Source organism: Corynebacterium sp. TAE3-ERU2, assembly GCF_019209955.1.
GTDB classification, from domain to species: Bacteria; Actinomycetota; Actinomycetes; order Mycobacteriales; family Mycobacteriaceae; genus Corynebacterium; species Corynebacterium megadyptis.
In genome coordinates, this window is record NZ_JAHUTL010000004.1 from 117,196 (window position 1) to 140,699 (window position 23,504).

General features: G+C 62.7%; 22 protein-coding genes. 12 read left to right on the forward strand and 10 right to left on the reverse strand.

What is annotated here, in order from left to right:
- Positions 1–624: 624 nt before the first annotated feature.
- Positions 625–1,086, forward strand: coding sequence for an S-ribosylhomocysteine lyase (locus KRX12_RS06870; protein ID WP_218364796.1), 462 nt, complete (start codon positions 625–627; stop codon positions 1,084–1,086).
- A 35-nt stretch (positions 1,087–1,121) separates the two neighbouring features.
- A complete protein-coding gene (locus KRX12_RS06875) occupies positions 1,122–1,643 on the forward strand; it encodes a gamma carbonic anhydrase family protein (RefSeq protein WP_218366153.1) in 522 nt (173 codons plus the stop codon).
- Between the two features lie 108 nt (positions 1,644–1,751).
- On the opposite strand, the gene KRX12_RS06880 is transcribed toward KRX12_RS06875, so the two are convergent.
- The 6 genes from KRX12_RS06880 to KRX12_RS06905 all read right to left on the reverse strand — a co-directional run bounded on the left by KRX12_RS06880 (position 1,752) and on the right by KRX12_RS06905 (position 8,493).
- Positions 1,752–3,050: a hypothetical protein gene (locus KRX12_RS06880; protein WP_218364794.1), complete on the reverse strand. Its 1,299-nt coding sequence runs from the start codon at positions 3,048–3,050 to the stop codon at positions 1,752–1,754.
- Between the two features lie 526 nt (positions 3,051–3,576).
- Entirely contained in the window at positions 3,577–4,350 is a 774-nt protein-coding gene (locus KRX12_RS06885; protein WP_218366249.1) for an NAD-dependent deacylase, read from the reverse strand.
- 28 nt (positions 4,351–4,378) lie between these two features.
- Entirely contained in the window at positions 4,379–5,287 is a 909-nt protein-coding gene (locus KRX12_RS06890) for an ArsA family ATPase (RefSeq protein ID WP_218366154.1), read from the reverse strand.
- Positions 5,278–5,502 carry a cory-CC-star protein gene (locus KRX12_RS06895; RefSeq protein WP_370451582.1) on the reverse strand — a complete coding sequence of 75 codons (225 nt, stop codon included), beginning with the start codon at positions 5,500–5,502 and terminating at the stop codon, positions 5,278–5,280. The genes KRX12_RS06890 and KRX12_RS06895 overlap by 10 nt, the downstream gene beginning before the upstream one ends.
- Positions 5,503–5,565: 63 nt before the next feature.
- On the reverse strand, positions 5,566–7,278 hold the full coding sequence (locus KRX12_RS06900) for a carbon starvation protein A (protein WP_218366155.1): 1,713 nt from the start codon (positions 7,276–7,278) through the stop codon (positions 5,566–5,568).
- 117 nt (positions 7,279–7,395) lie between these two features.
- Positions 7,396–8,493: an AbrB family transcriptional regulator gene (locus KRX12_RS06905; RefSeq protein ID WP_218366156.1), complete on the reverse strand. Its 1,098-nt coding sequence runs from the start codon at positions 8,491–8,493 to the stop codon at positions 7,396–7,398.
- Positions 8,494–8,534: 41 nt separating this feature from the next.
- Between KRX12_RS06905 and KRX12_RS06910 the strand changes: the two genes are divergently transcribed.
- Together KRX12_RS06910 and KRX12_RS06915 are read left to right on the forward strand one after the other, a co-directional pair.
- On the forward strand, positions 8,535–8,816 hold the full coding sequence (locus tag KRX12_RS06910; RefSeq protein ID WP_151641032.1) for a metal-sensitive transcriptional regulator: 282 nt from the start codon (positions 8,535–8,537) through the stop codon (positions 8,814–8,816).
- Positions 8,817–8,914: 98 nt separating this feature from the next.
- Positions 8,915–10,042: an ATP-binding protein gene (locus tag KRX12_RS06915; protein WP_218366157.1), complete on the forward strand. Its 1,128-nt coding sequence runs from the start codon at positions 8,915–8,917 to the stop codon at positions 10,040–10,042.
- A gap of 15 nt (positions 10,043–10,057) precedes the next feature.
- On the opposite strand, the gene hrpB is transcribed toward KRX12_RS06915, so the two are convergent.
- Positions 10,058–12,472 carry an ATP-dependent helicase HrpB gene (gene hrpB, locus KRX12_RS06920; RefSeq protein WP_218366158.1) on the reverse strand — a complete coding sequence of 805 codons (2,415 nt, stop codon included), beginning with the start codon at positions 12,470–12,472 and terminating at the stop codon, positions 10,058–10,060.
- Between the two features lie 152 nt (positions 12,473–12,624).
- On the opposite strand from hrpB, the gene KRX12_RS06925 reads away from it, so the two are divergent.
- A complete protein-coding gene (locus KRX12_RS06925) occupies positions 12,625–13,410 on the forward strand; it encodes a hypothetical protein (RefSeq protein WP_218366159.1) in 786 nt (261 codons plus the stop codon).
- Between the two features lie 1,262 nt (positions 13,411–14,672).
- Positions 14,673–15,101, forward strand: a complete 429-nt coding sequence (locus KRX12_RS06930; protein ID WP_218366160.1) for a hypothetical protein — start codon at positions 14,673–14,675, stop codon at positions 15,099–15,101.
- A 380-nt stretch (positions 15,102–15,481) separates the two neighbouring features.
- Here KRX12_RS06930 and KRX12_RS06935 read toward each other — a convergent pair whose 3' ends face one another.
- Complete coding sequence (locus KRX12_RS06935) at positions 15,482–16,144, reverse strand: sugar O-acetyltransferase (RefSeq protein ID WP_218364775.1); 663 nt, start codon at positions 16,142–16,144, stop codon at positions 15,482–15,484.
- A 198-nt stretch (positions 16,145–16,342) separates the two neighbouring features.
- On the opposite strand from KRX12_RS06935, the gene KRX12_RS06940 reads away from it, so the two are divergent.
- From KRX12_RS06940 to KRX12_RS06965, 6 genes are all read left to right on the forward strand, one after another.
- Entirely contained in the window at positions 16,343–16,969 is a 627-nt protein-coding gene (locus tag KRX12_RS06940; RefSeq protein WP_218366161.1) for a DNA-3-methyladenine glycosylase I, read from the forward strand.
- Positions 16,963–17,736 carry an alpha/beta hydrolase gene (locus KRX12_RS06945; protein ID WP_218366162.1) on the forward strand — a complete coding sequence of 258 codons (774 nt, stop codon included), beginning with the start codon at positions 16,963–16,965 and terminating at the stop codon, positions 17,734–17,736. Before KRX12_RS06940 ends, KRX12_RS06945 begins: the two co-directional genes overlap by 7 nt.
- Before the next feature lie 64 nt (positions 17,737–17,800).
- On the forward strand, positions 17,801–18,565 hold the full coding sequence (locus tag KRX12_RS06950; protein ID WP_218366163.1) for an SDR family oxidoreductase: 765 nt from the start codon (positions 17,801–17,803) through the stop codon (positions 18,563–18,565).
- Between the two features lie 94 nt (positions 18,566–18,659).
- Positions 18,660–19,331 (forward strand): LysE family translocator, encoded by a 672-nt coding sequence (locus KRX12_RS06955; protein ID WP_218366164.1) that lies wholly within the window; start codon positions 18,660–18,662, stop codon positions 19,329–19,331.
- A gap of 69 nt (positions 19,332–19,400) precedes the next feature.
- Entirely contained in the window at positions 19,401–19,700 is a 300-nt protein-coding gene (locus KRX12_RS06960; RefSeq protein ID WP_218364766.1) for an RNA-binding S4 domain-containing protein, read from the forward strand.
- Positions 19,701–19,703: 3 nt separating this feature from the next.
- Positions 19,704–20,546, forward strand: coding sequence for a VOC family protein (locus KRX12_RS06965; protein ID WP_218366165.1), 843 nt, complete (start codon positions 19,704–19,706; stop codon positions 20,544–20,546).
- A 32-nt stretch (positions 20,547–20,578) separates the two neighbouring features.
- Here the strand turns inward: KRX12_RS06965 and KRX12_RS06970 are convergent, their stop codons facing one another.
- Together KRX12_RS06970 and KRX12_RS06975 are read right to left on the reverse strand one after the other, a co-directional pair.
- On the reverse strand, positions 20,579–21,409 hold the full coding sequence (locus tag KRX12_RS06970) for an alpha/beta hydrolase fold domain-containing protein (protein WP_218366166.1): 831 nt from the start codon (positions 21,407–21,409) through the stop codon (positions 20,579–20,581).
- Positions 21,410–21,487: 78 nt separating this feature from the next.
- The gene (locus KRX12_RS06975) at positions 21,488–23,458 is read right to left on the reverse strand and encodes a M13 family metallopeptidase (RefSeq protein ID WP_218366167.1); all 1,971 of its coding nucleotides are present in this window, start codon (positions 23,456–23,458) and stop codon (positions 21,488–21,490) included.
- Between the last annotated feature and the right edge of the window lie 46 nt (positions 23,459–23,504).

Genomic DNA, 23,504 nt, shown 5'->3' on the forward strand with positions numbered 1-23,504 from the left:
GTGTAGTGATCGCTGCTCGTATCGTCCAGTGCCGCATTCTGCGCCGGGCGGCCGCGGGTGGGGTCTGCGCGTTCGGGTGCCTGTAATTCGCACCCATTAATGGGGTTATATACACCATTAAAATCCCCCAAATAAGAAAGAGATTAAGCAATTAGTACAACAAAATAAGAGGGGTGAGACCTCCGACAATACCCCCGTATAGGGGTCCTATGTAACGCTTCCTTCCCTGTCACATTGACGGAGGCGTAACGAGCTGGCAAAGTCTCTTTTAGCCGTTGAGGTAGACGGTAACCCGCCCAGCAGGGCAGGCCTTTTTTCAAGGTCAGCCTATGTTGTGGTGGAGATTATGTAGTCCATTGGGGTGGGTGCCCCACGGATGAAATCAAAGGGATTCGGTACTCGTTTTGAGGGAATGCGGGTACCGAATCCTTTTCTTTATGCCTATTGACGCATATCAATGGCGAGTGAAATAGGCGTTATTCTTCTCGCTGCCCCGAATGACAGCACGCGAAAAAAGAGGTCCGGCGCGCTGCGGTGTGGCCGGGGTGGGTGCGGGGCAGGTAAGCGTCGATAAGCGTGTGCCCTATGCCACTAGACAGGGTGGTCTAGGGTAGGCTGGTGTCCATGACTGATCGTATGAATGTGGAATCCTTCAATCTCGACCACACCAAGGTGGCCGCGCCCTATGTGCGCATCGCTGATCGCAAGGAGCTGCCCGGCGGCGATGTGCTGATCAAATATGATGTGCGCTTTAGCCAGCCCAATAAGGGCCATTTGGAGATGCCGGCAATCCACTCGATTGAGCATCTCACCGCCGAGCACATGCGCAATCACACCGATAAGCTCATCGATTTTTCTCCCATGGGCTGCCAGACCGGCTTCTACGCCCTCATGCTCGGCGTGGAGCCAGAGGAGTTTTATCAGCTGCTCGAACAGACCCTGCAGGACATCCTCGATGCCACCGAGGTGCCGGCCGCCAACGAGGTGCAGTGCGGGTGGGGCGCTAATCACTCTCTCGGCGAGGCACAGCAGGCCGTCCGCGGCTTCCTCGAGCACCGTTCCGAGTGGGAGACCGTAGACGCCTAAGCGGGCTCAGAGCGCGCTCTGGCTAGCATGAACTCATGGCTACCATCATCCCCATCGGCGATAAGACCCCGCAGATCCACCCCACCGCCTGGGTGGCGCCCAATGCCACCCTCATCGGCGATGTGGTGATCGGCGAGCACGCCAGCGTGTTCTATGGCTGCGTGCTGCGGGCGGATATCAACGCTATTCGCGTGGGCGCGCGCAGCAATATCCAAGACAACTCGGTGCTGCACGTCGATCGCGACGCCCCCTGCACCCTCGGCGCGGACGTGACGGTGGGGCATATGAGCCTGGTGCACGGCACGACCGTGGCCGATGCCTGCTTAATCGGCATGCACTCCACGCTCCTATCGCGCTCCAGCGTGGGCACAGGCAGCCTCGTCGCTGCCGGAGCTGTGGTGCTGGAAGGTCAGGACATCCCGGCCTCCTCGCTGGTCGCCGGCGTGCCTGCGCGCGTACGGCGGCAGCTTGACGACGGCGACCGCGAGCACTTCATCGCCCATGCCGGCCGCTATGTGGAGACCGCCCAACTCCAAGAGGAACCACTGGAAAGCTAAACCGGTCCGGCCATGCTAGAAGCCCCCTGCCTCGCGATGCGATACTGCATCACGGCAGGGGGCTGAACTGATGGATGGACGGGGCGCCGTGGCTGGCTGCTCTGGAAGCTAGCTGCTTTGGCGGCGGCGCCGTGGGCGACGGCGGGTGGTGGTGATGCGCCGCTTCGGGAAGAGCCGCTCGGAGATCAGCGTGGGATCGGTAAATAGCGGTCGCACGGCGATCGCCCGTGCCGCCGAGGTGTAGGTGCCCTGCAGGTTATCGCAGTACACCACCTCGTGCGCGTGGCCGGCCTCGCGGAGAGTGGAGCGGACGATCTCCACGGCGCGGGGGTCGTGAGAGAAGGCGCAGCCGGTGACGATCACCGTGGTGACGTCCAGACCAGAGGCCATGGTGGAGGCGATCGAACCCAAGAGCCGGGCGCGCTCATCGAGCAGGCGGCGGGCGGATTCTGCGCGCTCATCATCAGAGTTCGCGAGATCCACCATGCCGCTGACCGTGGCGGTCTTAATGCCTTGGCGGCCTGCTGCGGCAAGGAAGCCGCGGGTCGAGAGCGCCTCGTGCGCGTCGCAGACGTGAATCTCCGATTCCGAAGGCGATTCACAGCCGCCGAAGCCCAGCAATTCCGAGTCGGGAATCGGCAGGCGCGTGGCACCAGAGACCCCGTGGGTGCTGGTCCAGGCCGCGCCGACGGTATCGCCGGCGGCGAGCACCGCCACCTGATGCGGGGACTTGGTCTGTGCCAGGCAGGCGCCACGGTCGAGGTACTGCGCGAGCACGGTGCCCGTGGCCAGATCCTCCACATCCACCGGCACAGCGAAGGCCTCGGTGAAGGGGTGCAGGATATCCACGTCGCGCCAATACCATTCGGCGTTGGTGACGGTTCCGCGCAGTACTCGGGCCGGGATCATGATGCCGATAGCGGCGAGCGGCAAGGCGTGCTCGGCCACCAGGGTGCGAAGTTCGGCGATCATGGCGTCCACGAAGTCGGCGGGGTTAGTAGTGGCAGGGTCCATGGTGGTGGAGTGCTCCACCACCAGATCAGCGCGCGTGCCGTATAGCGCCATGTGGAAGCCAGTGGGATCAATGGCGATGGCGGCATGCAGCCACGGCGACGGAGACAACTCGATCGGGATGCGCGGACGGCCCGGGCCGCGGGGAACAATCAGATCGGGGCGCTCGCGCACCAAGCGCGATTCAATCAGTGTGGTGACGGCCCGAGTGATCGTTGGCTGGCTGAGCTCGGCGGCCTCGATGAGGTCTTGGCGGATCATCTGGGTGCCCTGCTGGAGGACAGATAGACAGCGGCTTAGAGGGGTATCCGCCGTATACACAAAGGTTTGACCTGCCAAGGGCGAGAGGACGCTGATGTCTTCCTTGACTGGTGCATGTGTTGCGGGGGATTTCATGCGAGTCATTCTATGCATAGCCTTGACAGACCACGAAAACGACAATCTGCGTTTAAAGAGTTCTCAGGCTCTTCTCACTTTGTGGTGGTGTGCTGCATCTTTAGGTTTCTCTGGGGGCGGTGATAGCCCGTCTCTACCGGGCGCGGATAGGGGCGTAATATTCCCGTTTTCGACACGCAACTGAGCCGATTTTGGGCCTGCACACATGGGGGTGGCATCAGATGTCAGAGGAGTAAAGAAAGAGAACGAAGCCTTCCACATGAGATGCTCGCTTAATAATTAGGAATTAACACTAGAGAGCTTGGTGTAATGAACCGCTCGGTTCATCCCCGCATAACCTACAGTCAATAAAGGACGCGTCCACACTGCGGGCTTCGGGGCGCAGCATAAGGGGGTGCGCGAGTGCTTCGAGGCAGGGGCAGACCGAACGGTTGGTGGACATAAGCCTGGGGTGCGAGGTCGTCAGGGCGAACGAGGAGTCTTGCGCCTCCGCCAGCCCAGCGCCCCAGCTAGCCCAGCGCCCCAGCTAGTCGCGGGCGGCGCGCAATCCTTCGCGCACATGGGCCACGAGGGCGGGAAGTGCGTCCTGGGCGGTGGCCTGGATGAAGACATCCACCTGCGGGGTGAGGTCGGTGGTCTGGGGTGAGATTTCCACCAGTTTCGCCCCCATCTGCTTGGCGATAATGGGCAGGGAGGCGGCGGGCTGCACGATGCCTGAGGTGCCCACGATCACCACCAGATCGGCGCTGGCCATGCGTTCTTCGGCCTGCTGCCACTCTCGTTGGGGCAGTGGCTCGCCGAACCAGACGACACCGGGGCGAATGAGGTTGCCGCACCGCGAGCACGTCGGTGGGGTCAGTCGCGGGCTGGGCTGCTCGGGCAGTTCAGGGCGGCGGGCAGGGGCGCCACACATGCAGCAGCGGAAGGCAAAGAGCGAGCCGTGGAGGTGAATGGGCTTGCGGGAATTGCCGCGTTCGTGCAGATCGTCGATGTTTTGGGTGGTGACGTGCACATCCTGCAGTCGCTCCCACTCGCCGATGGCGAGGTGCCCGGCATGGGGATAGGCGTTCTGGGCCACGCGGGCCCGCCAGAGATACCAGGCCCACATGGGTTCGGGGTCGCGCGCCCACGCATCGATGGAGGCCATGGCCTGCGGGTCCACATGATCCCAGAGCCCCGATTCGGCTGAGCGATACACCTCCAAGCCAGAGTCGGCGCTCATTCCGGCGCCGCTGAATACCTCGATTCGCTCGGAGTGCAGGGCGAGATCCCCGGCGGTGGCGATGCTGTCGTGGTCCATGCTGTCCGTGCTGTCCATAGTGTCCATGCTAGAGAAGCGAGGCGACCTCGCTGGGGTCCGCGTTGAGCAGCAATGCTAAACGCTGCTGCGGTACGGCGAGGGCCTGCTCCAGGGTGGCGATATAGGGGGCTTCCTGGGCGGCGCGCTGCGCCAAGAACTCTCCTTGATCGCTGGGCGAGCAGCGGTTGATATACACCCCGCCCACCCGCACTCCGAGGTGCTGCAGGGTGTGATAGAGCTCGATGGATTCACTCACCGGCATCTTCTCGGGCAGGGTCACCAGGCCAAAGGAGGTGAGTTCTGGGTCGTGGATGAGCTCACGGAAACTGCTGAAAAGGTGCTTGCGGCGGGTGAGGATAGCGCGGATCTCGGCGTCGCGGCTGCGCTCTTTCTCCCCAGAGAAGCCGCGGACGATCTCGCCGAATTTCTCGGATTGGCCCCGGCGTTTCAGCAGCCCCTCAGTCCATGCGCCCAGCAGCTCGGGCAGGGCGAGCAGCCGCGCGGTGTGCCCGCTGGGGGCGGTGTCGATGACGATGTGGCTGAACTCCTCGCGCTGGTGCAGCGCCACATCGGCGATGCGCTCGAGCAGGGCCGCTTCGTGGGTGCCAGGCGAGGTCCGCGCCAGGTTGAGGTGTTTGCGCACCTCGCCGTGGAGGCGCTCCGGCATCATCGTGCGCATGGTCTCTTCCACCTTGGCGATGTGTGCCTCGGCGGTGGCGCGCGGGTCGAGTTCCATCGCGGACAGGGTGGGTGTCAGCGCGGTCGGGGAGTCGCTGAGGGTGGCGTCGAAAATGTGCCCAATATTGTGCGCCGGGTCGGTGGAGACCAACAGGGTGGGGGCGGCCTCGCTCAGACGCAGCGCGGTGGCCGCGGCGAGGGTGGTTTTGCCCACCCCGCCTTTGCCGCCGAAGAAGATCACGGGGGTGTTTAGCAGCATTGGATGTGCTCCACGGGTGAGTGCTCTAAGCCCATGCGGGTATGCCAGGCGTGAAAGTCCTCGTAGATGATGGGCAGCAGCTCGATGGTGTAGAAGCTCGCGGGATTATCAATGCCAAGGGCTTCGGAGAGCACCAGCATCATGAAGAGGTCATCTTCTTCTCGCTGGGCCTGGGCGAAGGTGGCGCGGTAGGGGGAGACATAAAACTCCTCCATGCCGCGGCTCACCTTCTTGAAGGCGTCGAGAAGCTGTGCGGGCCAGGCCGTCATGGTGCCCCGCTAGCTCCGGGTGGAGGAGGCGGCCAGCTCGGGGTAGTCCTCGGGGAAGGCCGCATCCGGTTCGCTGTGCTCGCGGGCGCGGCGCACGGCGGAGAGTGCTTCCACGGAGACCCACAGGGCGCAGGCGAGGATGATGATATCGAGGGTGGCGAGCAGCCAGTTGGCGTCGGCGATGAAGGTCTTGAGCTGCACCACCAGCGCCCACACGGACATCACGAGCACGAAGAGCAGCGGGATTACCACCGGCCAGATCGGCCGGGAGAGGCGGGAGAGGATCACCGCGATGATGGACATCGACAGCGCCGCCATGAGCTGGTTGGTGGTGCCGAATAGCGGCCAGATGAGCACGCCGCCGGAGCCATTGCTGCCGGTGGAGAAGGTGAGTGCCAAGCCCACGGTGACGGCGATGATGGTGGCCCAGATAGCGGAGACCTTGGCGCCGATGATGCCGCCGATTTCTTGGACCACGAAGCGCTGGAGGCGGATACCGGAGTCCATGGTGGTGGCGGCGAAGAGCACCGCCATGGTGGCGAGGACGGTGGCAGACAGCGAGTTGGGCAAGCCGAGACCCTCGTTGATGATGGAGCTGCCGCCCTGCACGAAGGCGCCGACGCCACCGGCGTTGAACTCGGTGTAGATCTCCTTCCAGTCCGCCAGGCTCTGAAAACCTGCGGTGGTGGCCACGATCGCGCCGAGGGCGAGCAGGCCCTCGCCGACCGCGCCGAAGTAGCCCACGAAGCGCTCATCGGTTTCTTTGTCGATCTGCTTGGAGCTGGTGCCGGAGGCCACGGTGCCGTGGAAGCCGGAAATCGCGCCGCAGGCGATGGTGACAAAGAGCAGCGGCACCATCGACGGGGTGCCCTCGGGCAGGGAGGTATTGACCATGGGAGCCACCACGGTGGGCGCGGTGAGCAGCGCGGAGGTGTAGAGAATGCCGAGGCCGATGAATAGCTGCAGGCCATTGATGTAGTCGCGCGGCTGCAGCAGCACCCACACCGGCAGCAGCGAGGCGATGCCGCCGTAGATGAACAGCAGCAGAATCCACACGGCCTCCGGGGCGAGTCCGAAGGTGGATTCGGGCAGGCTCACGGGAACACGGTCGCCCAATACGATCAGCCCGTAGAGAGCCACGATGCCGACCAGCGATACCAGCGGCAGGTTCCACTTCAGCCGGTAGATGGCTTGGCCGATGAGCAGCGCCACCAGCAGCGCGCCCCAGGTGGGGATCACGGCGCTCGGTGTGGATACCAGCAGCCCGGCGATCACCACGCCGAAGGCGGCGACCACCATGAGCAGCAGCAGGAAGATGACCACGAGGAAGAGGTTGCGGCCGCGGGTGCCAATGTATTTGCCGGACAAGGTGCCGATGGATTGGCCTTTGTGCCGCGCCGAGGCCCACAACACGCCGAAGTCGTGCATGCCGGCGATGAACACGGTGCCGATGGTCACCCACAAGAAGGCGGGCAGCCAGCCCCAGATCACGGCCACGGCCGGGCCCACAATGGGGGCGGCACCGGCGACGGAGGTGAAGTGGTGGCCCCAGAGCACGTACTTATTGGTGGGCACGAAGTCCACGCCGTCCTCGAGCTCATGCGCGGGGGTGGCGTACTCCTTTTTGAGTTGGTACACCGTCGATGCCAAGTAGCGGGAGTACAGCAGGTAGCCGCCGCCCATCATCGCTAAACCGATGAGGATGAGCCACAGTGAGTTCATTTCTTCACCCCTAGAGTGTGATCGCCGAAGAGTATGTGCATCTTAGTGTGTCACATCACGCGGGGGTGGGGGAGCAGAATACCCGAGCTCTGCAGGCTTATCGACGCCGCCCTCTGCCTAGAGCACCCGCTGCAGCCAGCGCAGCACCCAGGGCAGCCAGCCGGCGAGGAAGAGCACGGTGATGAGGCGCACGATCTGCATGGCGGCGACGATCTCCACGGCGCCGGTTTCGGAGCCCAAGGCCAGGGCGGTTTCCAGGCCGCCGGGATTGGTGGCGAGGAAGGCGTCGATGTAATCCATACCCATCCATTGCGCAATCACCCAGGCCAGCCCAGCGCAGCCGCCAATGAGCACCGCAATCAGCCCCAGGGTGAGGGGGAGCTGGTGGGAGAAGGAGCGCAGCGCCGCTACCGAGAGCCCGCCGCCGGCCATCCAGCCGATGGAGACATAGGCGATATCGCGGGCGGCCTCGGGCAGGGCGAGGGAGTGCCAAGGATCGAGCAGCAGCGCCACGATGATGGTGAGCAGCATGGGCCCGAGCACGCTGGCCGCGGGCAGGTGGAGAAGCCGTCCCAACTTCCCGCCGAACACGACAATGACGAGGATAGCGAGAGCGCTGAGCCAGGTGAAGGGCTGCGCCTCGGGTTCGCTGGGGCTGCTACTGCCGCTGAGGTGAGCCCAGGCCACCACCAGCGGCATGATGATAGAGACGCTGAGGAGCCGGAGATACTGGGTGAGGGTGACATAGCGGAAGTCCGCGCCGAGGTCCTTGGCCAGCAGCGGCATGACGGAGGCGCCGCCAGCAAAGAGCGATAGCACCCCGGTTTTCGGGGAGACTACGTGCGCGGGATCGCGTGGATCAGCACCGGCGCGCCGGGCCTGGCGCAGGGAGCCGCGCCACAGGAGCCAGCCGCCACCGAAGGCGAGCACCACGGTAAAACCCGCAGAGAGCAGCCCGGGTGCCACATAGCGCAGCAGCTCACCGGCGGGGGTGCGCACCAAGGGCAAGGCGGCGATGATCGCGATGAAGGACTTGGCCACGGTGATCAGGCGAGGATCCACGGTGAGTTCCTCGCCATGGAGGATAGCCGAGCCGGCCGCGGCGATAATGGCGGCGAGAATCCATGCGGCAGGCACATGCAGCGCGCTCAACGCTACGCCCAGCACCACAGAGAGCGGGGCCACAATGGCCCATCGTGCCCACTGGGTGCGCACTGGCCTCACCCCTTTCTTCTCACCGCTTTAGAATCAATCCTATGAGCCACGGATACGACAGCGACAAGCAACGCTACCTCGCGCGCCTCAAACGCATCGAAGGACAAATTCGTGGCATTCACCGCATGGTGGATGAGGACGAGTATTGCATTGATGTGCTCACCCAAATCCAGGCAGCTCGCGCCGCCCTCGACAATGTGGCGCTCAAGCTTCTCGACGATCACCTCTCGCACTGTGTGGTCACGGCAGCAGCCCACGGCGGCCAGGAAGCCGAGGACAAGATCGCGGAGGTATCGCGGGCCATTGCCCGGCTCGTGAAGTAGCAGCCGCGTCTCGGGCGCGGTGCTCGCAGGCGGCGCTGGCGACGGGGCGCGAGATAGTAAAGATAGTAAAGATAGTAAGAGATAGTAAACGGGAGACCATGGAACGCAGAGCCAACCCATTTCGCGCCACGTTCGGGTCTACACCGCCGTATCTCGCGGGCCGCGCTTCGGAGCTGACGGACTTTCGCTATGCACTCGAAGAAGGACCTGGGGCGCATGAGCGGGTCACTGTGGTCACCGGACTTCGAGGTGTTGGTAAGACGGTCCTCTTGAACGCCTACGAGGATGAAGCGCGTGCGCAGTCGTGGCACGTGATTTCCGAGACAGCCACACGCGGGTTCATGCAACGGCTTACTGACACGATATATCGATTAACAACAGATCAGTACGAGCAGGGCAAAAGGAGAATCACTGGGCTGAGTATCGCTCCTTTGGGGGGAGTGCAGCTATCAACTCCCACGCATTATTCCCCTCAACCGACCTTCCGAGATGTGCTTACTCGATACCTTGAGATCCAAGCAGACATTGATCTAGCTATGAATCAAGAGCCGGTTGGACTGCTCATTACCGTGGACGAGCTTCACAACAACCGCAAGGACGAGATCATTGAGTTTGGCGCAGCAATTCAACATCTCGTGCGCGAAAACCGGCAGATTGCCGTGGCCATGGCAGGCATACCGCAGGCTGTGAATCCACTGCTAGCAGCTGACAGCGGAGACAACCCTGTGACATTTCTCCGCCGTGCAAACCGAGTGGACCTTGGACTTATTCCCGATGAGGAGGTGCGGCGAGCCCTCAAGGAGCCGGTTGAAGGAAGCGGTTGCTGCTTCACGCCGGATGCATTGGACAAGGCGGTGCAGGCATGCGCTGGGTATCCCTTCATGATTCAGCTGGTGGGGCACGAAAGTTTCCGTCGACGTGAGGGCGAGGTCATTACGGGCGCCTCGGTTGAGGAAGGTGCGGCAAAGGCCAAGCGTAAGCTAGGCCAGCTGGTGCACGAGGCATCACTGCGGGATCTCTCACCGGTCGATCGCACCTTCCTCGCGGCGATGGCTACGGATGATGGCCCGTCGAGAACCAAGGATATTGCCACACGAATGGGAGTGGATGCGCAGTATGTGGGCACCTATCGGCGGCGGCTTATTGCCGCAGAGATGATCACCGTTGTGGGCCACGGGCTGGTGGACTTCGCGCTGCCCTTCATGCGCTCCTACCTGCGCGGTTGAGCGCGGCGGGAGCTTTTAACGGCGCAGCTGAGCTGTGGTTTTTCGTGTTGCAGGTGCGGTGCGGGGATCCTCCGGCCAGGGATGCTTGGGGTAGCGCCCGCGCATGTCGGCGCGCACATCTGCATAGGCGCCGTCCCAGAAGCGGGTGAGGTTATCGGTGATCGCCACGGGTCGCCCAGCAGGGGAAAGCAGCTCGAAGCGGATGCGCGTGCCGAGTACCTCGGGGCTGTCCTCGAGACCAAAGCACTCTTGGAGTTTGACCTGCACGCTGGGTTGCTTATCGCTGTAGTCCACGGGGATCGATCGCCCCGAGGGCACGGTGATACTGGCGGGCACATCCTTGTCGAAGTCCTGAGCCGCCGGCCAAGGCAGCAGCGCGGACAGCGCCTGGTGCATGTCGATCTCCGCCAGCGGCATGCCCTCGGCGAGCCGCGGATAGTGCATGCTCAACCAGATGGGCGCGGCGGCGATGAGGCCCGCATCGCTCACATCTGGCCACTGCGGGTCGTGGGCGTGATAGAAGGCCATGCGCTGGCGCAACTGCTGGGCGGCGGCGCTGAAGCGTATATCGCGCAGGCCATCACGTTCGAAGGCGCGCGCTACCGCCTCCTCCACCTGCGCCACGGGCACGGCGGTGGGGGTAGACGCCAGCTCAATCGCTGCGATACTCCGAATCGTGCGGGCACTCAGCTTGCCCTGGCGCACCCGCACCTCGGTGCTGCTCGTGGGCGGATAGAGCTGAAGGATCTGCTCCTCGCTCACGGCAGCGGCGCGCCGAATAATGGGCAGCGCCTGCTGATTCGTGCCGCGGCTCATCTCCGCCACGGCCAGCCATACGGCACCACGCAGCTGGGTATCGAGCAGCCGCGCCCGCGTCCCCGCGGTGGTGAGATAGACGTGCTGATCGGCATCCACGAGCCGAGCCACCATGTGCGGCAAAGCCAGCGCAATCACCCCGCCGGCAGATAGTTGCCGCAGCTGCGCAGGCTGCTCAGAGGAGGCGGAACGAGCGATCCGGGTGAAACGGCGGGTCTCCCGCGCCACCTGGGGCGAGCTGCTCGGAATGCTGAGATCCGTGGCGCTGCCCACGGTGAGCTCGGCCAGCACCGGCGCGGCAGCGGGGCCTGCCTGTAGTAGCGCGTGGGCACAGCGCGGGTCTGCGGGGATGGTAGAGATCTTGCGGCCATGCTCAGTGATCGCCCCATGCTTATCGACGGCACCTATCCCGTGCAGTACCTCCTCCGCAGCGGCCAGCGCGGCCGGCGGGGGAGCGTCCAGAAGCGGAAAGCCCTCACCCCGCGGGCTGCCCCAGCTGGCCAGGGTGAGTGCCGCCTGCGTGAGATCCGAGGTGGCGATCTCGGGGGCGGGATAGGCGGGCGCGGCAGCATAACTACGCTGCTCACACAGCCGAATCGCGGTGCCGGGCCCGAGTCGTCCGGCGCGGCCGGCGCGCTGATCCATCGCCGCGCGCGCCGCACTAATGGTGATCAGCCCAGTCATGGCGCGCAGATTATCGCGGCGCGGGACGCGGGCCAGACCGGCATCCACCACGGTATGCACCCCAGGCACGGTAATGGAGGATTCTGCAATGGCGGTGGACAACACGATCCGCGGCTGATCAGTGCCGCGCACGACCGCGCTTTGTTCCTGCGCACTCAAGCCGCCATGCAGCACCGCGTGGGGGCCGTGCAGCTGCTCGGCCACGCGCTCTATTTCCCGACGCCCCGGTAAGAAAACCAGCACCGAGCCAGTGGACTCGGCCAGCGCCTCATCGGCCACCCGCGCTGTCCACGATAAAAACTCGCGGGTCACACCCCGCTCGTCGAGGCGCGCCGGGCCGGGTTGATAGCGGATGTCTACCGGATGGAGGGCGGCGTCTACCTGGTGCAGGGTGGCGTCGATAAGCGTGGCGAAGGCGCGGGCATCCACGGTGGCGGACATCGCCACAAGCTGCAGGTCTTCGCGCAATAGGCGCAGCTCGGCGAGCATGCCGAGGGCAAGGTCGGTGTCGAGATTGCGTTCATGTACCTCGTCGAGGATGACGGCGTCGATACCGGAGAGTTCGGGGTCGCTGAGCAGCATGCGCACCAGCACGCCCGGGGTCACAAACTCGATGAGCCGGCCCGCTTCACTCTGGCCGCGTACCGCGAAACCGATATCTGTGCGGGGGCCGTGATGCAGCTGGCGCAGGCGCTGGGCGGCGGCGATCACCGCCACCCGCCGCGGTGCTGTTACTAGTACCTTCCCGGAATGTGACTGCTCATGCAGCAGATTGGCGACCGCCGGCGGGATCAGGGTGGTTTTACCCGTACCGGGCGGGGCGTGCACCACAGTGGCACCGCTCTGGGCCAGACGCTGCTGAAAGAGCGCGATATCGCGGGCCACGGGCAGCCCAGCGCCAATCGCTCCGAGATCACAGGGAAGGGTCATGGTGCAGAGGCTAGCCGTAGTGTCGGGGTGCGTGTGATGTTAGGGGTATTGCCGCGCGCCGCAACGACGACGCATGCTTTATCCGTACCGGCACTTTGGCTTAGGATAGTACCGCGATACAGATAGAGCCTTCTTCGGAAAGAGTGCATGCAATGAAGCTCACCGTGCGGTTGTTTTTTCTTTTCGGCATTGCTGCCGAAGTTATCCTCTTAATAGCCAAGCTAGCGGGGAAAGACCTGCCTGCATACCTGCTCTTTTATCCCCTGATCTTTCTCGCGGTGGCTGTGGGGATCATCCTTATCACGCTCATCAGAGACATCATGCGTAGCGGCTCGGTCACATCATCCATCACAGATGTCTCCCGCAGGCTTGGCGTTCCCCGAAAAGCACTGGCCTTGTGGTGCTCTGAGGTGGGAATGCTCTATGGAGTCACGGGGCTGTGTACAAGGAACACTGGCGCGGGGGAGCCGGTGTCGTATCACCGTGCTTTAACGCCTGTGTTTATCGGCGTGCTGCTATTGGGAATCGTGGAGGCTGTGGTTGTGCACCTCGTGGTGAGCAATGGCGTGCTCGGGGTAGTGATAGCCATTCTGAGCGTATATGCGATCGTCTTATTCGCCGGATTTTATGGATCAATGCGGGCTCATCCGCACCTGCTCAACGACGATGGCAGCATACAGGTGCGCCTGGGCACTAAACTCCGCTGCTTCATTGAGCCGCACAATATAGCGGCAATCACAAAGGTGATGCCAGGTTCCGGCGGGGCGGTGGAGATCGAGAACTCGGGATGTCGGGCTCCGGTGCTCGGGCAGGTGAATGTGCAGATAACGTGCACGGATCCTGTTGTTGTTGAGGACATATCGCTGGGGGTGCACGAGGTCACACGGCTAGATATTTATTGCGATCAGCCCGATATTCTCTTGGCGGCTCGCCCCTAGTTGCTCTGGCCTAGCGCTTGGTGATGGTGTGTCGATAGTCCATGGCGCGTACCGGCACCCCTAGTGCTAAGGAATCGGCAGGAATATCGGTGGTGACGATCGCCCCCGCCCCGATTACCGAGCGGGCCCCGTACCCCAGGCAGAACCGTTACTCCAGCGCCGATCCACGCCTCCTCCTCGATGGTGATCGGGTCGGACTTTTCCTTGATTTGGTACATCGAGAAGGTCTACACCTCGACAAACCGTGCCGGTGCTAGTAGCCGTTTGCTTACCGCGCTGCATGCTGAACTCACTGAATTCTTTGGTTCTGACCGGCACTTTTCCCACGCATATCGGGGTGGCCGTTCTACGGAGGCGCCGATAGGACCGCCTACCGCTGGCACGAATCAGCACCGCACGGTTGTCAAGATGGGCAGTATGGTCAGAAAGGTGCGCACCATCATGGGTAAACCGCCTACAGCCCCCCGAAAAAGTAGGCGAAAAGCAGTACAGCTCGGGCCGGGAACGTATTGAAGCTGTGCGCGCGTCGGCGGCTGCTTTCCCGGCTGCTGTGGGCAATAACGATGGGTCGTCTAGTGGCAAAGATTTTGATCGGTAGGACGCGATGCAAGATGTTTTCGATGGTTGTCGGTAGATTTTTCACTACCCCTGGAGTGGCCAGAAAAATGACTACATTGATTTCAATGTTTGAATCCAACCCCAAAAAGGGGTGATCGACAATCTTCGTTGAGGTGTTTCATGTTGATCGCTAGGGTGTGCTTTAGTCGCCCCGTTGAGTGGCCAAAATCGGAACCGGTCGCCCCGAAGAGAAAACGGGGTGGGGCGGATTTGCTGACCAAGGCGCAAAAGTTCCCCAAGACATCATGAGGGGAAGAAATGAAGAATCTGCGAAAAGCGGCCATGGTCGTTTGTGTCCTATCTCTTGCAACAATTGGCACCCCCAGTTCGTATGCTTCAGAATCAACCAAGGAGCTCTCCGCCAATGCCGTAACGGACTAGGGAAAAACGATCCCCGAGTACGAGACAGTATCGGAACCTACACGGTAAAGTGCCACGTACATGAAAATTCTTCAGGAAATTCCGTAGTCGGATACGTTGTTGGAAATCACTCTTCTGATCCAAACAAAGCAGAGAGAGACGCCAATTCCTTTGTCTCAAAATTTGGTCCGGGAAACTCAAAACGGCACTGTAAAACCCAGACGCAATACATCGGCAGAGGTGCATACACTCAATCAATGCAGAGTATATAGGAAAGATGTACCATGAAAAAAATTTACACTTGGTGTTTTTTTACAACGTTCGTATGCCGTTATGATCAACTGAACGAAGCTAAACAGCGTCATCAAGACTGCACCGATAAAGTTCGGGAAAAGTACAATGTGCATTTCTCGTCAGAACAGGCCTATCAGCAAGGGCAAAGTAATCTACTCTTCGATCTTCTGCTTCTGGAAATAGTCGGAAATGATACAGAGCTTTCACTAAAAGAAAAAGAAAAATATTCTTCTTTTTCTTTTGTGACAGTGGTGGATATTCCATGTGAAGATGACTCATATGAAGATGAGTTCAGAAGTATTTGCGATCTATTGGAGATAGACCTTGAAGAAGGGTTTCCTGCTAAGTTCCCTAGTCGCACGCGTGGGATTTTAGTTAGTCCTGGAGGTCGCGAATTTAAGGAATGCGATTACCAATAAAGTGTAGTGACAGAGTTGTCGTTGAAGCTGGTTGTCGCGTGGTCGATTCCTCGGCCGCAGGGGTCGCACTAAAACCGCTTTTCAAGCCTCGTGTCAGATTGTGGCGCACAGCCCCTTAGCTGCGGTGATGTATGGCTACCTGAAACCGAGTTTTACGATGATCCTGTTTTCCCTGTTTACCCAACTATGCCAATGTGGCAGTTATTCTCTGACCTGCACTGGGGGGGAGCTTGCCCTCGGGCAGGTGAATGTGCAGATAACGTGCACGGATCCTGTTGTTGTCGAGGACATATCGCTGGGAGTGCACGAGGTCACACGGTTAGATATTTATTGCGATCAGCCCGATATTCTCTTGGCGGCTCGCCCCTAGTTGCTCTGGCCTAGCGCTTGGTGATGGTGTGCCGATAATCCATGGCGCGTACCGGCACCCCATCCGGAAGCTCGTCGCGCTCCCACTTCTCTTGGCTATTTTCGAGCGTATCGACCACCCGCGCCGGCACCCCTAGTGCTAAGGAATCGGCAGGAATATCGGTGGTGACGATCGCCCCCGCCCCGATTACCGAGCGGGCCCCGATGCGCACCCCAGGCAGAACCGTTACTCCAGCGCCGATCCATGCCTCCTCTTCGATGGTGATCGGGTCGGCCTTTTCCCAGCCATGGCGGCGCATCTCCACGTCATAGACCGGATGATTCACAGTGATCAGCCGGACATCGGGGCCGATCAGTGCGCCCTTCTCAATGGTCACGGGCGCGGAATCTAAAATAGTGACCTTGGCGTTAATAAATACCTCGGGGCCGATGAAGGTATTGCGCCCGTATTCGATAAAGGCCGGTGCCACCACTGTGGAACCGCCGCCGACAGCGCCCAGCCACTCCTCGGCAATGGTGCGGGCCCGCTCGGGGTGGCGCTCCTCATTGAAATCACGCATCAGATTCTGGGAGCGGCGGCGCACCGCGTTGAGGGTGGCATTGTCGATGGGTAGATGCCATTCCCCCTTCGCCATCTGCTCGAAGCTGGAATAGGTACCGACATCAAAGCTCATAATGCCCCATTCTAGGAGGCGAGGGTGCACGGCATAACTGGGCCGATCCGTGCCGCTGCGGCCGGGCGAGCGCCTGTGGGGGTGAAGGCATTACCGCGCCGGCGCGGAGCTATCGCCGCAGATCAGAGCGGTGGGAGTCGGCACCGCCGGCAGTAGGGGGTGGGGCGAGTGTCCGGGGCTTTTTCTAGAGTGCAAGGCATGAACACCACCGCAGATCACACAGCAGTATCCAGCCCCGAGCAGTACAGCCCCGAGCAGCGCGGTCTCACCCAAGGTGAGGATGGGCGCTGGCGTATTCCTTGGGGCAACCAGAGCGCCCAGTTGCGCGATTACTATGACAACGAATGGGCGCATCCCGTGCGCGATGAGCGCGGCATATATGAACGCCTCGTGCTCGAAGGCTTCCAAGCGGGCTTATCCTGGCGAACGATCCTGCAGAAGCGCCCCGCTTTCCGGCAGGCCTTTGCTCATTTCGACCCCGAGAAAGTCGCAGCCTTCGACGAGGCAGACATACAGCGCCTGCTGGAGAACCCAGCGATTATTCGCAACCGCGCCAAGATCACCGCGGCGATCAGTAATGCGCAGGTGCTGCTGCGCACCCGCGAGAGTGCGCCCTTGCCGGAGCTGCTTGCCCGCTACCAGCAGCCCCTCGGCAGCCGTTTTGCTCATGTGGATCACATCCCCACCACCAGCCCCGAGGCCGCAGAATTAGCCCGCGAACTCAAAAGCCTTGGGTATCGTTTTGTAGGGCCCACCACCTGCTATGCGCTCATGCAGGCGAGTGGGCTAGTGGAAACACGAGTGGAGGGAGAATCTCGATGCTGAAGAAGAAACAGCTCACGATCAACGGCGTCACTGGGGTGCTCACGCTGCCCGCCCAGCCCAGCGAGACCCTCGTGGTGATGGCGCATTGCTTCGGCTGCAGCAAAGAAACCAAAATCCTGGTCAAACTAGCCCGCTTCCTTGCCGGCCACGGCTACGGCTCTGTGCGCATGGACTTCTCGCGGCATCTCTACTCCACCTATATCGAGGAACTCGAGGGCGTCTCTCGGGTCATGCTTGGCGACGCAGCCGCAGATGCAGCCGGCAGCAGCGCGGGGGAGCTGGGGGAGCTGCCGCGGTTTTCCCGGGTGGTCCTCCTCGGGCATTCGCTCGGCGGGCTGGCGGTGCTCAGCGCCGCAGCGCGTAGCCGGAGCACGGGGCTGGGGGAGTACCTGCAGGGTGTGGTGGCGTTGTCCGCCCCAGCCACCGCCCACCACGTGGAGGCCGCGGCCGCCGATGTGCCCGATCTGGACCCCGGGTTGGTGGATGAAACCTTTGTGCAGGATGTGGCTGCCACCGCGGCCACCGAATTCAGTGACTGCCAGGTGCCGGTGCTGATTGTGCACCCCGATGAGGACCCAGTGGTAGGAATCGAGCATGGCCGGCGACTGCACGAGCTACTGCCGGACAGCGAGCTCGTGGTGGTGCCAAAGTGCACGGATCACATGTTCGTCTCCGACGCGGCGCGCACAGCCGTCGAGGAGGCCGTGGGCAGATGGCTACCCCAGCACACTGCAACGCCAGCGGATTCCCATCCACAGCAGCGCTGAGCCGCCCAGCCAGCTCCCGTCTCAGCGGGTGGATAGTGCCCCCGCGGTGGCGAGTTTTGCCATAATGGCCGCTATGGCCGAAAACACAGCGCATGAGCACTATCCGCACCTGAACACGCAGGGCCGCACCGCCGTGGTGACGGGAGCCTCCGCCGGTATCGGCGCGGCCTGCGCCCGCGCCCTCGCCGCCGATGGCTGGACCGTGATCCTCGGGGCGCGTCGGCAGCAACCACTCGAGGAACTCGCGCACGAGATCGGCGGTATCGCCCTGCCGCTGGATGTCACCGATGAAGCATCCGTGGAGAATTTCTGTTCCCAGATTTCCCGTTGCGATCTGCTGGTGAATAACGCCGGCGGCGCCAAGGGGCTGGACTCCGTAGAAGAGGGGCGCATTGAGGAATGGCAGTGGATGTATGAGGTCAATGTGCTCGGCACGGTGCGTCTCACCCAAGCCTTATTGCCGCTGCTGCGTCAGGCCCCCGAGGGTGCCGGGCAGATCATCAACATGAGCTCCGTTGCCGGACACACCGCCTACGCCGGCGGCGGTGGCTATAACGCCGCGAAGTTCGGGGTGGCCGCGCTTACTCGGGCGCTTCGCATCGAAACCCGCGAGGAACCCATTCGCGTGGTGGAGGTATGCCCGGGCCGGGTAGAGACAGACTTTTCTCTCAACCGTTTCCGCGGCGACCAGAGCCAAGCCGAGAAGGTCTATGCCGATAAGCTCAACCTCTCGGCCGAGGACATTGCAGAAACGGTGCGCTGGATCGCCGCCCTGCCCGCGCATATGAACGTCGATCAGATCACGCTGCGGCCGCGGGATCAGATCTAGCGGCCAGCCTGTACGCAGCTTTTTCGCCGCTGCCCAGTACCGCTGCCCAGCCCTGTCTCGCCACCGCCTCCTCGCTTCCGGAAGAAAGGCCCTCGTGTTCAGCTCTCTCGCTAGCCTCTGCGCGGTGTGGATAGTGGCCCTCGCATCCCCAGGGCCGGATGTCTTTCAAATTCTGCGCATCGCCTCCCGGCAGCGGCGCGCCGGGGTGCTCGTGGCCCTAGGTATCTGCCTGGGAAATACGGTGTGGATTCTCGCCTCGCTCGCAGGCCTCTCGGCGCTGGTCACCACCCACCCGGGGCTATTGAATCTGCTGAAACTCATCGGTGGCGGCTACCTGCTCTATCTCGGCATGCGGGCCCTCTCTGCGGCGCTCGGCCCCTATTGGCCTAGGCGGCGTCGTCGCCAGGCACAGGGTGCAGCGGGCACGAAGGAAACACCACCACCCAACACCCTGCCTAGCAGTACGGCGGCGCAGCTGCGCCTCGGGGTGGCTACCAACCTCTCCAATCCCAAGGCCATCCTGTTTTTCGGGGCGGTATTTGCCCAGTTCATCTCGGCAGACAGCTCCCTGGGGGAACAAGTACTCATCGTGCTGTGCCTCGAGATAATCCAGCTGCTGTGGTTTCCCGGGGTGGCGCTGGCGGTCAGCACGGTCAGCGCCACGCTGCGTCGCTATGCTGCGGCCATCGATACTCTCAGCGGCACCGTCTTTGCCGGTTTTGGTTGCTATATGTGCCTCACGGGGGCGGCGGCGCTGCTCGGCTAGGTGCGGCTGCGCCTGCAGCGGAGCGCGGTGCGCCACAGTGTCTAAGGCGCTGACTACACTGAGGACACGATGAACAATTCACATGTAATTGATGTAGCGATTAAGACCGAGACCATTAAGCTCGGGCAGTTCGTGAAGCTCGCCAACCTCGTCGAGACCGGCGGTGCGGCCAAGTCCGCTATCGCCGAGGGCGAGGTGTATGTCAACGATGAGCAGGAAACTCGCCGCGGCAAAACTCTGCACGCCGGTGATGTGGTGCGCGTCGGGGGACTGCAGGCACGGGTGTCTACCTCTGATGACGAGGATGACTTCTTTGATGAGGCCACCGCGAATGATGACTTCGACCCGGAGAAGTGGAGGAATCTCTAAACCATGCCAGCATTCATGGGCCAGGACGGGATGCCCTATTGGATCGATCTATCCACCTCGGAGCTGCGCAAGGCGCGCTATTTCTACTCCAAGGTGTGCGGCTGGGACTACACCGAGCTCTCCTCGGGCTATCTGCTTGCCACGAAGAACGGGATGCCGGTGGCGGGCCTGGTGGCCAAGCCGGAAGATTCGCAGCAGCCCGATAGTTGGGTGACGTATTTCCTCACCTCGGATATCAACCACGTGGTCGAGCGCGTTGCTGAGCTCGGGGGGCGCTGCCTCACCGAGCCGCTGCCCACCAGCCAGGGCCAGATGGTGGTGATCGCCGATAGCTCCGGCGCGTTATTCGGTGTGATCCAGCCAGAGGGCGAGGAGCGTTTCGTGGCCGCGGGCGAGCCGGGCACGAGCGTGTGGCATGAGCTGACCACCGTGACCAATCACGAGGACACGCTGAAGTTTTATGCCGAGCTTTTCGAGTGGACTCTGCACACCGTGGACAATGACGCCGGCCAGGGCTACACCATGGCCCTGGCTGAGGGCGCGCCCTTCGCTGGAATCTATGATGCTGCCGGCCAGTTCCCGCCCCAGGTGCCGAGCTTTTGGCAGTCCTTCCTCGGCGTGGAGGATCTGCGTCTGGCGGTGCAGATGGTGGAGGATCTCGGCGGCGAGGTGATTCGCCCGCCCATGAACTCCGATTTCGGGGCGCTGGCTTTGGTCGCCGATTCCACCGGCGCGGTGGTCACCCTCGTGGAGGTCGAGGAACCCCAGGAGGAAGAATTCCTCGACGAGGCCGCGCCGCTGCACGATATCGATGTGGAGCAGCTGCGCAAGGACATTCAGAACTAGCGCTTGTCGACGCCACCTCTGCCGCTATCCCCCTAGCGGCAGAAGTCCGCGGCGTCCTCGATGAGCTGGCGGGCCTGCTGCGGGGTGGCGAGATAGTCTGCTGCGTAGTAGCGCACCGTGTGTGCCTCGCTGAGCTCTCCGAGCGCGCCCTCATCGGCCCAGCTGGAATGGCTGAACTGCTGGATGAGGGTGCGGGGCCAGGTCTCAGCGGCGGGTAGTTCAACCGTCTCCGCGCCGCCGTCGAACTGCGGGTTGCGCAGGATCAGCCCGTCGAGCTCGCCGGCGAGAGCGCCGAGGAGGGCGGCGCCATAGCCATCGCCGAAGCCGATGACCCGATCCACCCCTTGCTGCTGCCGAGCGGCGCTGAGGGCGTCACGCACTGCGGCGCGGGCGGCCGCAGGCTCTGCCGGGTGCAGGGGATAGTGCACGTCTATCACCCGCGCGCCGCTGCGCTGGGCCAGCGCAGCCACCAGCGGCTGCCAGTAGACATCACGGAAGGCGCCGCCGCCGAAAAAGCCACTGCCGCCATGAACGCTGAGGATCGCCGTGGAACTGGGATCATCGGCGGTGATGAGGGTGTGGCTGCCCAGCGGGGCGAGCTCCACCTGGTCGGTCCAGGCCACCTGCGGCATGCGATGATCCACCGCCGTGCCCAGCTGCAGAATCGCGGCATGGGTGGTGCGGTCCACGATATGTGAGACCCAGCGTTCGGCATCTGCGGGCTCGGTGCGCCCGCCCTGCCACGGCGGGGTGAAATCCGGTGCAGGATAGTGCTCCGAGAAATACCAGAGCAGCTGTTCGAGCTGCTCGGCGGCGGGCATCATCTCCGCGGAGTCGGCGGCGGTGGTGGAGCTATCGGACACGAGAACATCCCCTTCACTAGCAATCGCGCATGGTGCCTAGAGTCTAGCCAAGGAGATGTCCTGTGCGGCTGCCGGGTGTTACCAGATGCTCACGCGATCCTCGGGGCGGATATACATCGGGGAGTCCTCATCAACCTCGAAGGCCTCATAGAGCTCGGCCACATTGCCGGCGATGAGATTGCAGCGGAACTCGGCGGGAGAGTGCGGGTCCACAGCTAGGTAGGTCCTTTGCAGCTCGGGGCGGATCGTGGTGCGCCACACCCGGGCCCAGGAGACGAAGAGGCGCTGCAGGCCGGTCAGTTCCACATCCAGTTCGGGGCGGGCGCCCTCGGTGTCCACGCGCAGCTTCTCATCGGTGTCGAAGCTCAAGCCCTGATCATCGAGCCAGCGGCGATAGGCCACCACGGCGATGCCGAGGCCGCCGAGATCGCCAATATTCTCGCCGAGGGTGAACTCGCCATTCACCCCGGCGCTGTCCTCCTCGGCCTCGGCCAAGACGGAGGGCACCTGGCCGTCGAATTGCTGCACCAAGGTGGCGGTCAATTTCTCGAAGGCGGCGCGATCCTCGGCGCTCCACCAATCGTTGAGGCTGCCCTGGCCGTCGTAGCGGGAGCCTTGATCATCGAAGCCATGGCCGATCTCGTGGCCGATCACGGCGCCGATAGCGCCGAAGTTGGTGGCGGCATCCGCATCCGGGGAGTAGAAGGGCGGGCGCAGGATCGCGGCCGGGAAGGTGATGTCATTTTGCACCGGGTAGTAGAAGGCATTGACCATCTGCGGCGGGCAGAACCACTCCTCGCGGTCGGCGGGCTTGCCCACCTTGGCCACCTGGTAGTCGTGCTCGAAGGCGGAGGCGGCACGGGCATTAGCCACCACATCGGCACCAGCGGCCGAGACCTCGAAGTCATAGGAGCGCCAAGTATCGGGGTAGCCGATCTTGGCCTTGAAAGTGCCCAGCTTCTCGAGGGCACGCTCGCGGGTGGCGGGCGTCATCCACTCCAGCTGGCTGATGCGCTCGCGATAGGCGCCCAGCAGATAGTCCACGAGGCGTTCCATCTCTGCCTTGTACTCCGGCGGGAAGTGCTCCTCCACGAAGAGCTGGCCGATCTCCTCGGAGACGGCCGAGTCGGCGAAGGACACAGCGCGACGCCATCGGGGCAGCTGTTCGGTCGAGCCCTGCAGCACCCCGTTATAGAAGCGGAAATTCTCCAGCTCCAGCTCGGTGGGCAGCATGGAGGCGAAGGAGGAGATGATGCTGCGGCAGGCCCAGAGGCGCAGATCCTCAGGCGCCACCTCCGCGAGCAGGCTATCGATGAACTCGGGGAAGTCCTTGTTGCGCACAATGACGGTGGTATCGGGTGCAAGCCCGCTGGCCAGCAGGAACTCGCGGCTAAACTCGGGCAGCTCGGAGACCGCGATCGGGTTATAGCTCTTCTGCGCATCGCGCGAGGCCACCACATCGCGGTGCCCGGAGGCGATCCGGGTCTCGAAGGCCACGATGCGCCCTGCGGCATCCGCGGCCGCATCTGCCTCAGAAACCCCAGCGAGCTCCAGCATGGTGGTCACGTGCTGCTCATAGGCCTGCAGCACCGGGGCATGGGCCTGCTCGCGATAATAGGCCTCGTTCGGCAGCCCCAGACCGGACTGATCCGCCCAGGCGACCACGTTTTCGCTGCCGGCATCCTTGGCCATATAGCAGCCCAGCAGCGAGGGCACGCCCTCGCGATAGAGCGCGCCAGCGGCACGGGCGAAGCGGGTCTTATCCACCCCGGCGTCGGAGTCAGCGGTGGCGGGCTGGATGGCCTGGGAGATGGCGTCGATAAGCGGCGCGATGGGCGCAACACCGGCCTGGTTAATGCCCTCGGTGTCCATGAAGGAGGAGTAGAGGGCACTGGCGCGCGAGGAGCCACCCTCGATGAGGGCGCGGACATCATCCTCGGCGCGATCGCGCAATGCATGGAACGCGCCGTAGATGCCGCGGTCGGCGGGGATAGTGGTGGAATCGATCCATTCCCCGTTGACGAGGTCAAACAAATCATAAAGTTTCATGAGCACCAGCGTAGCGAGGGCGTGTCCTGCTGCCCACCTACACTGG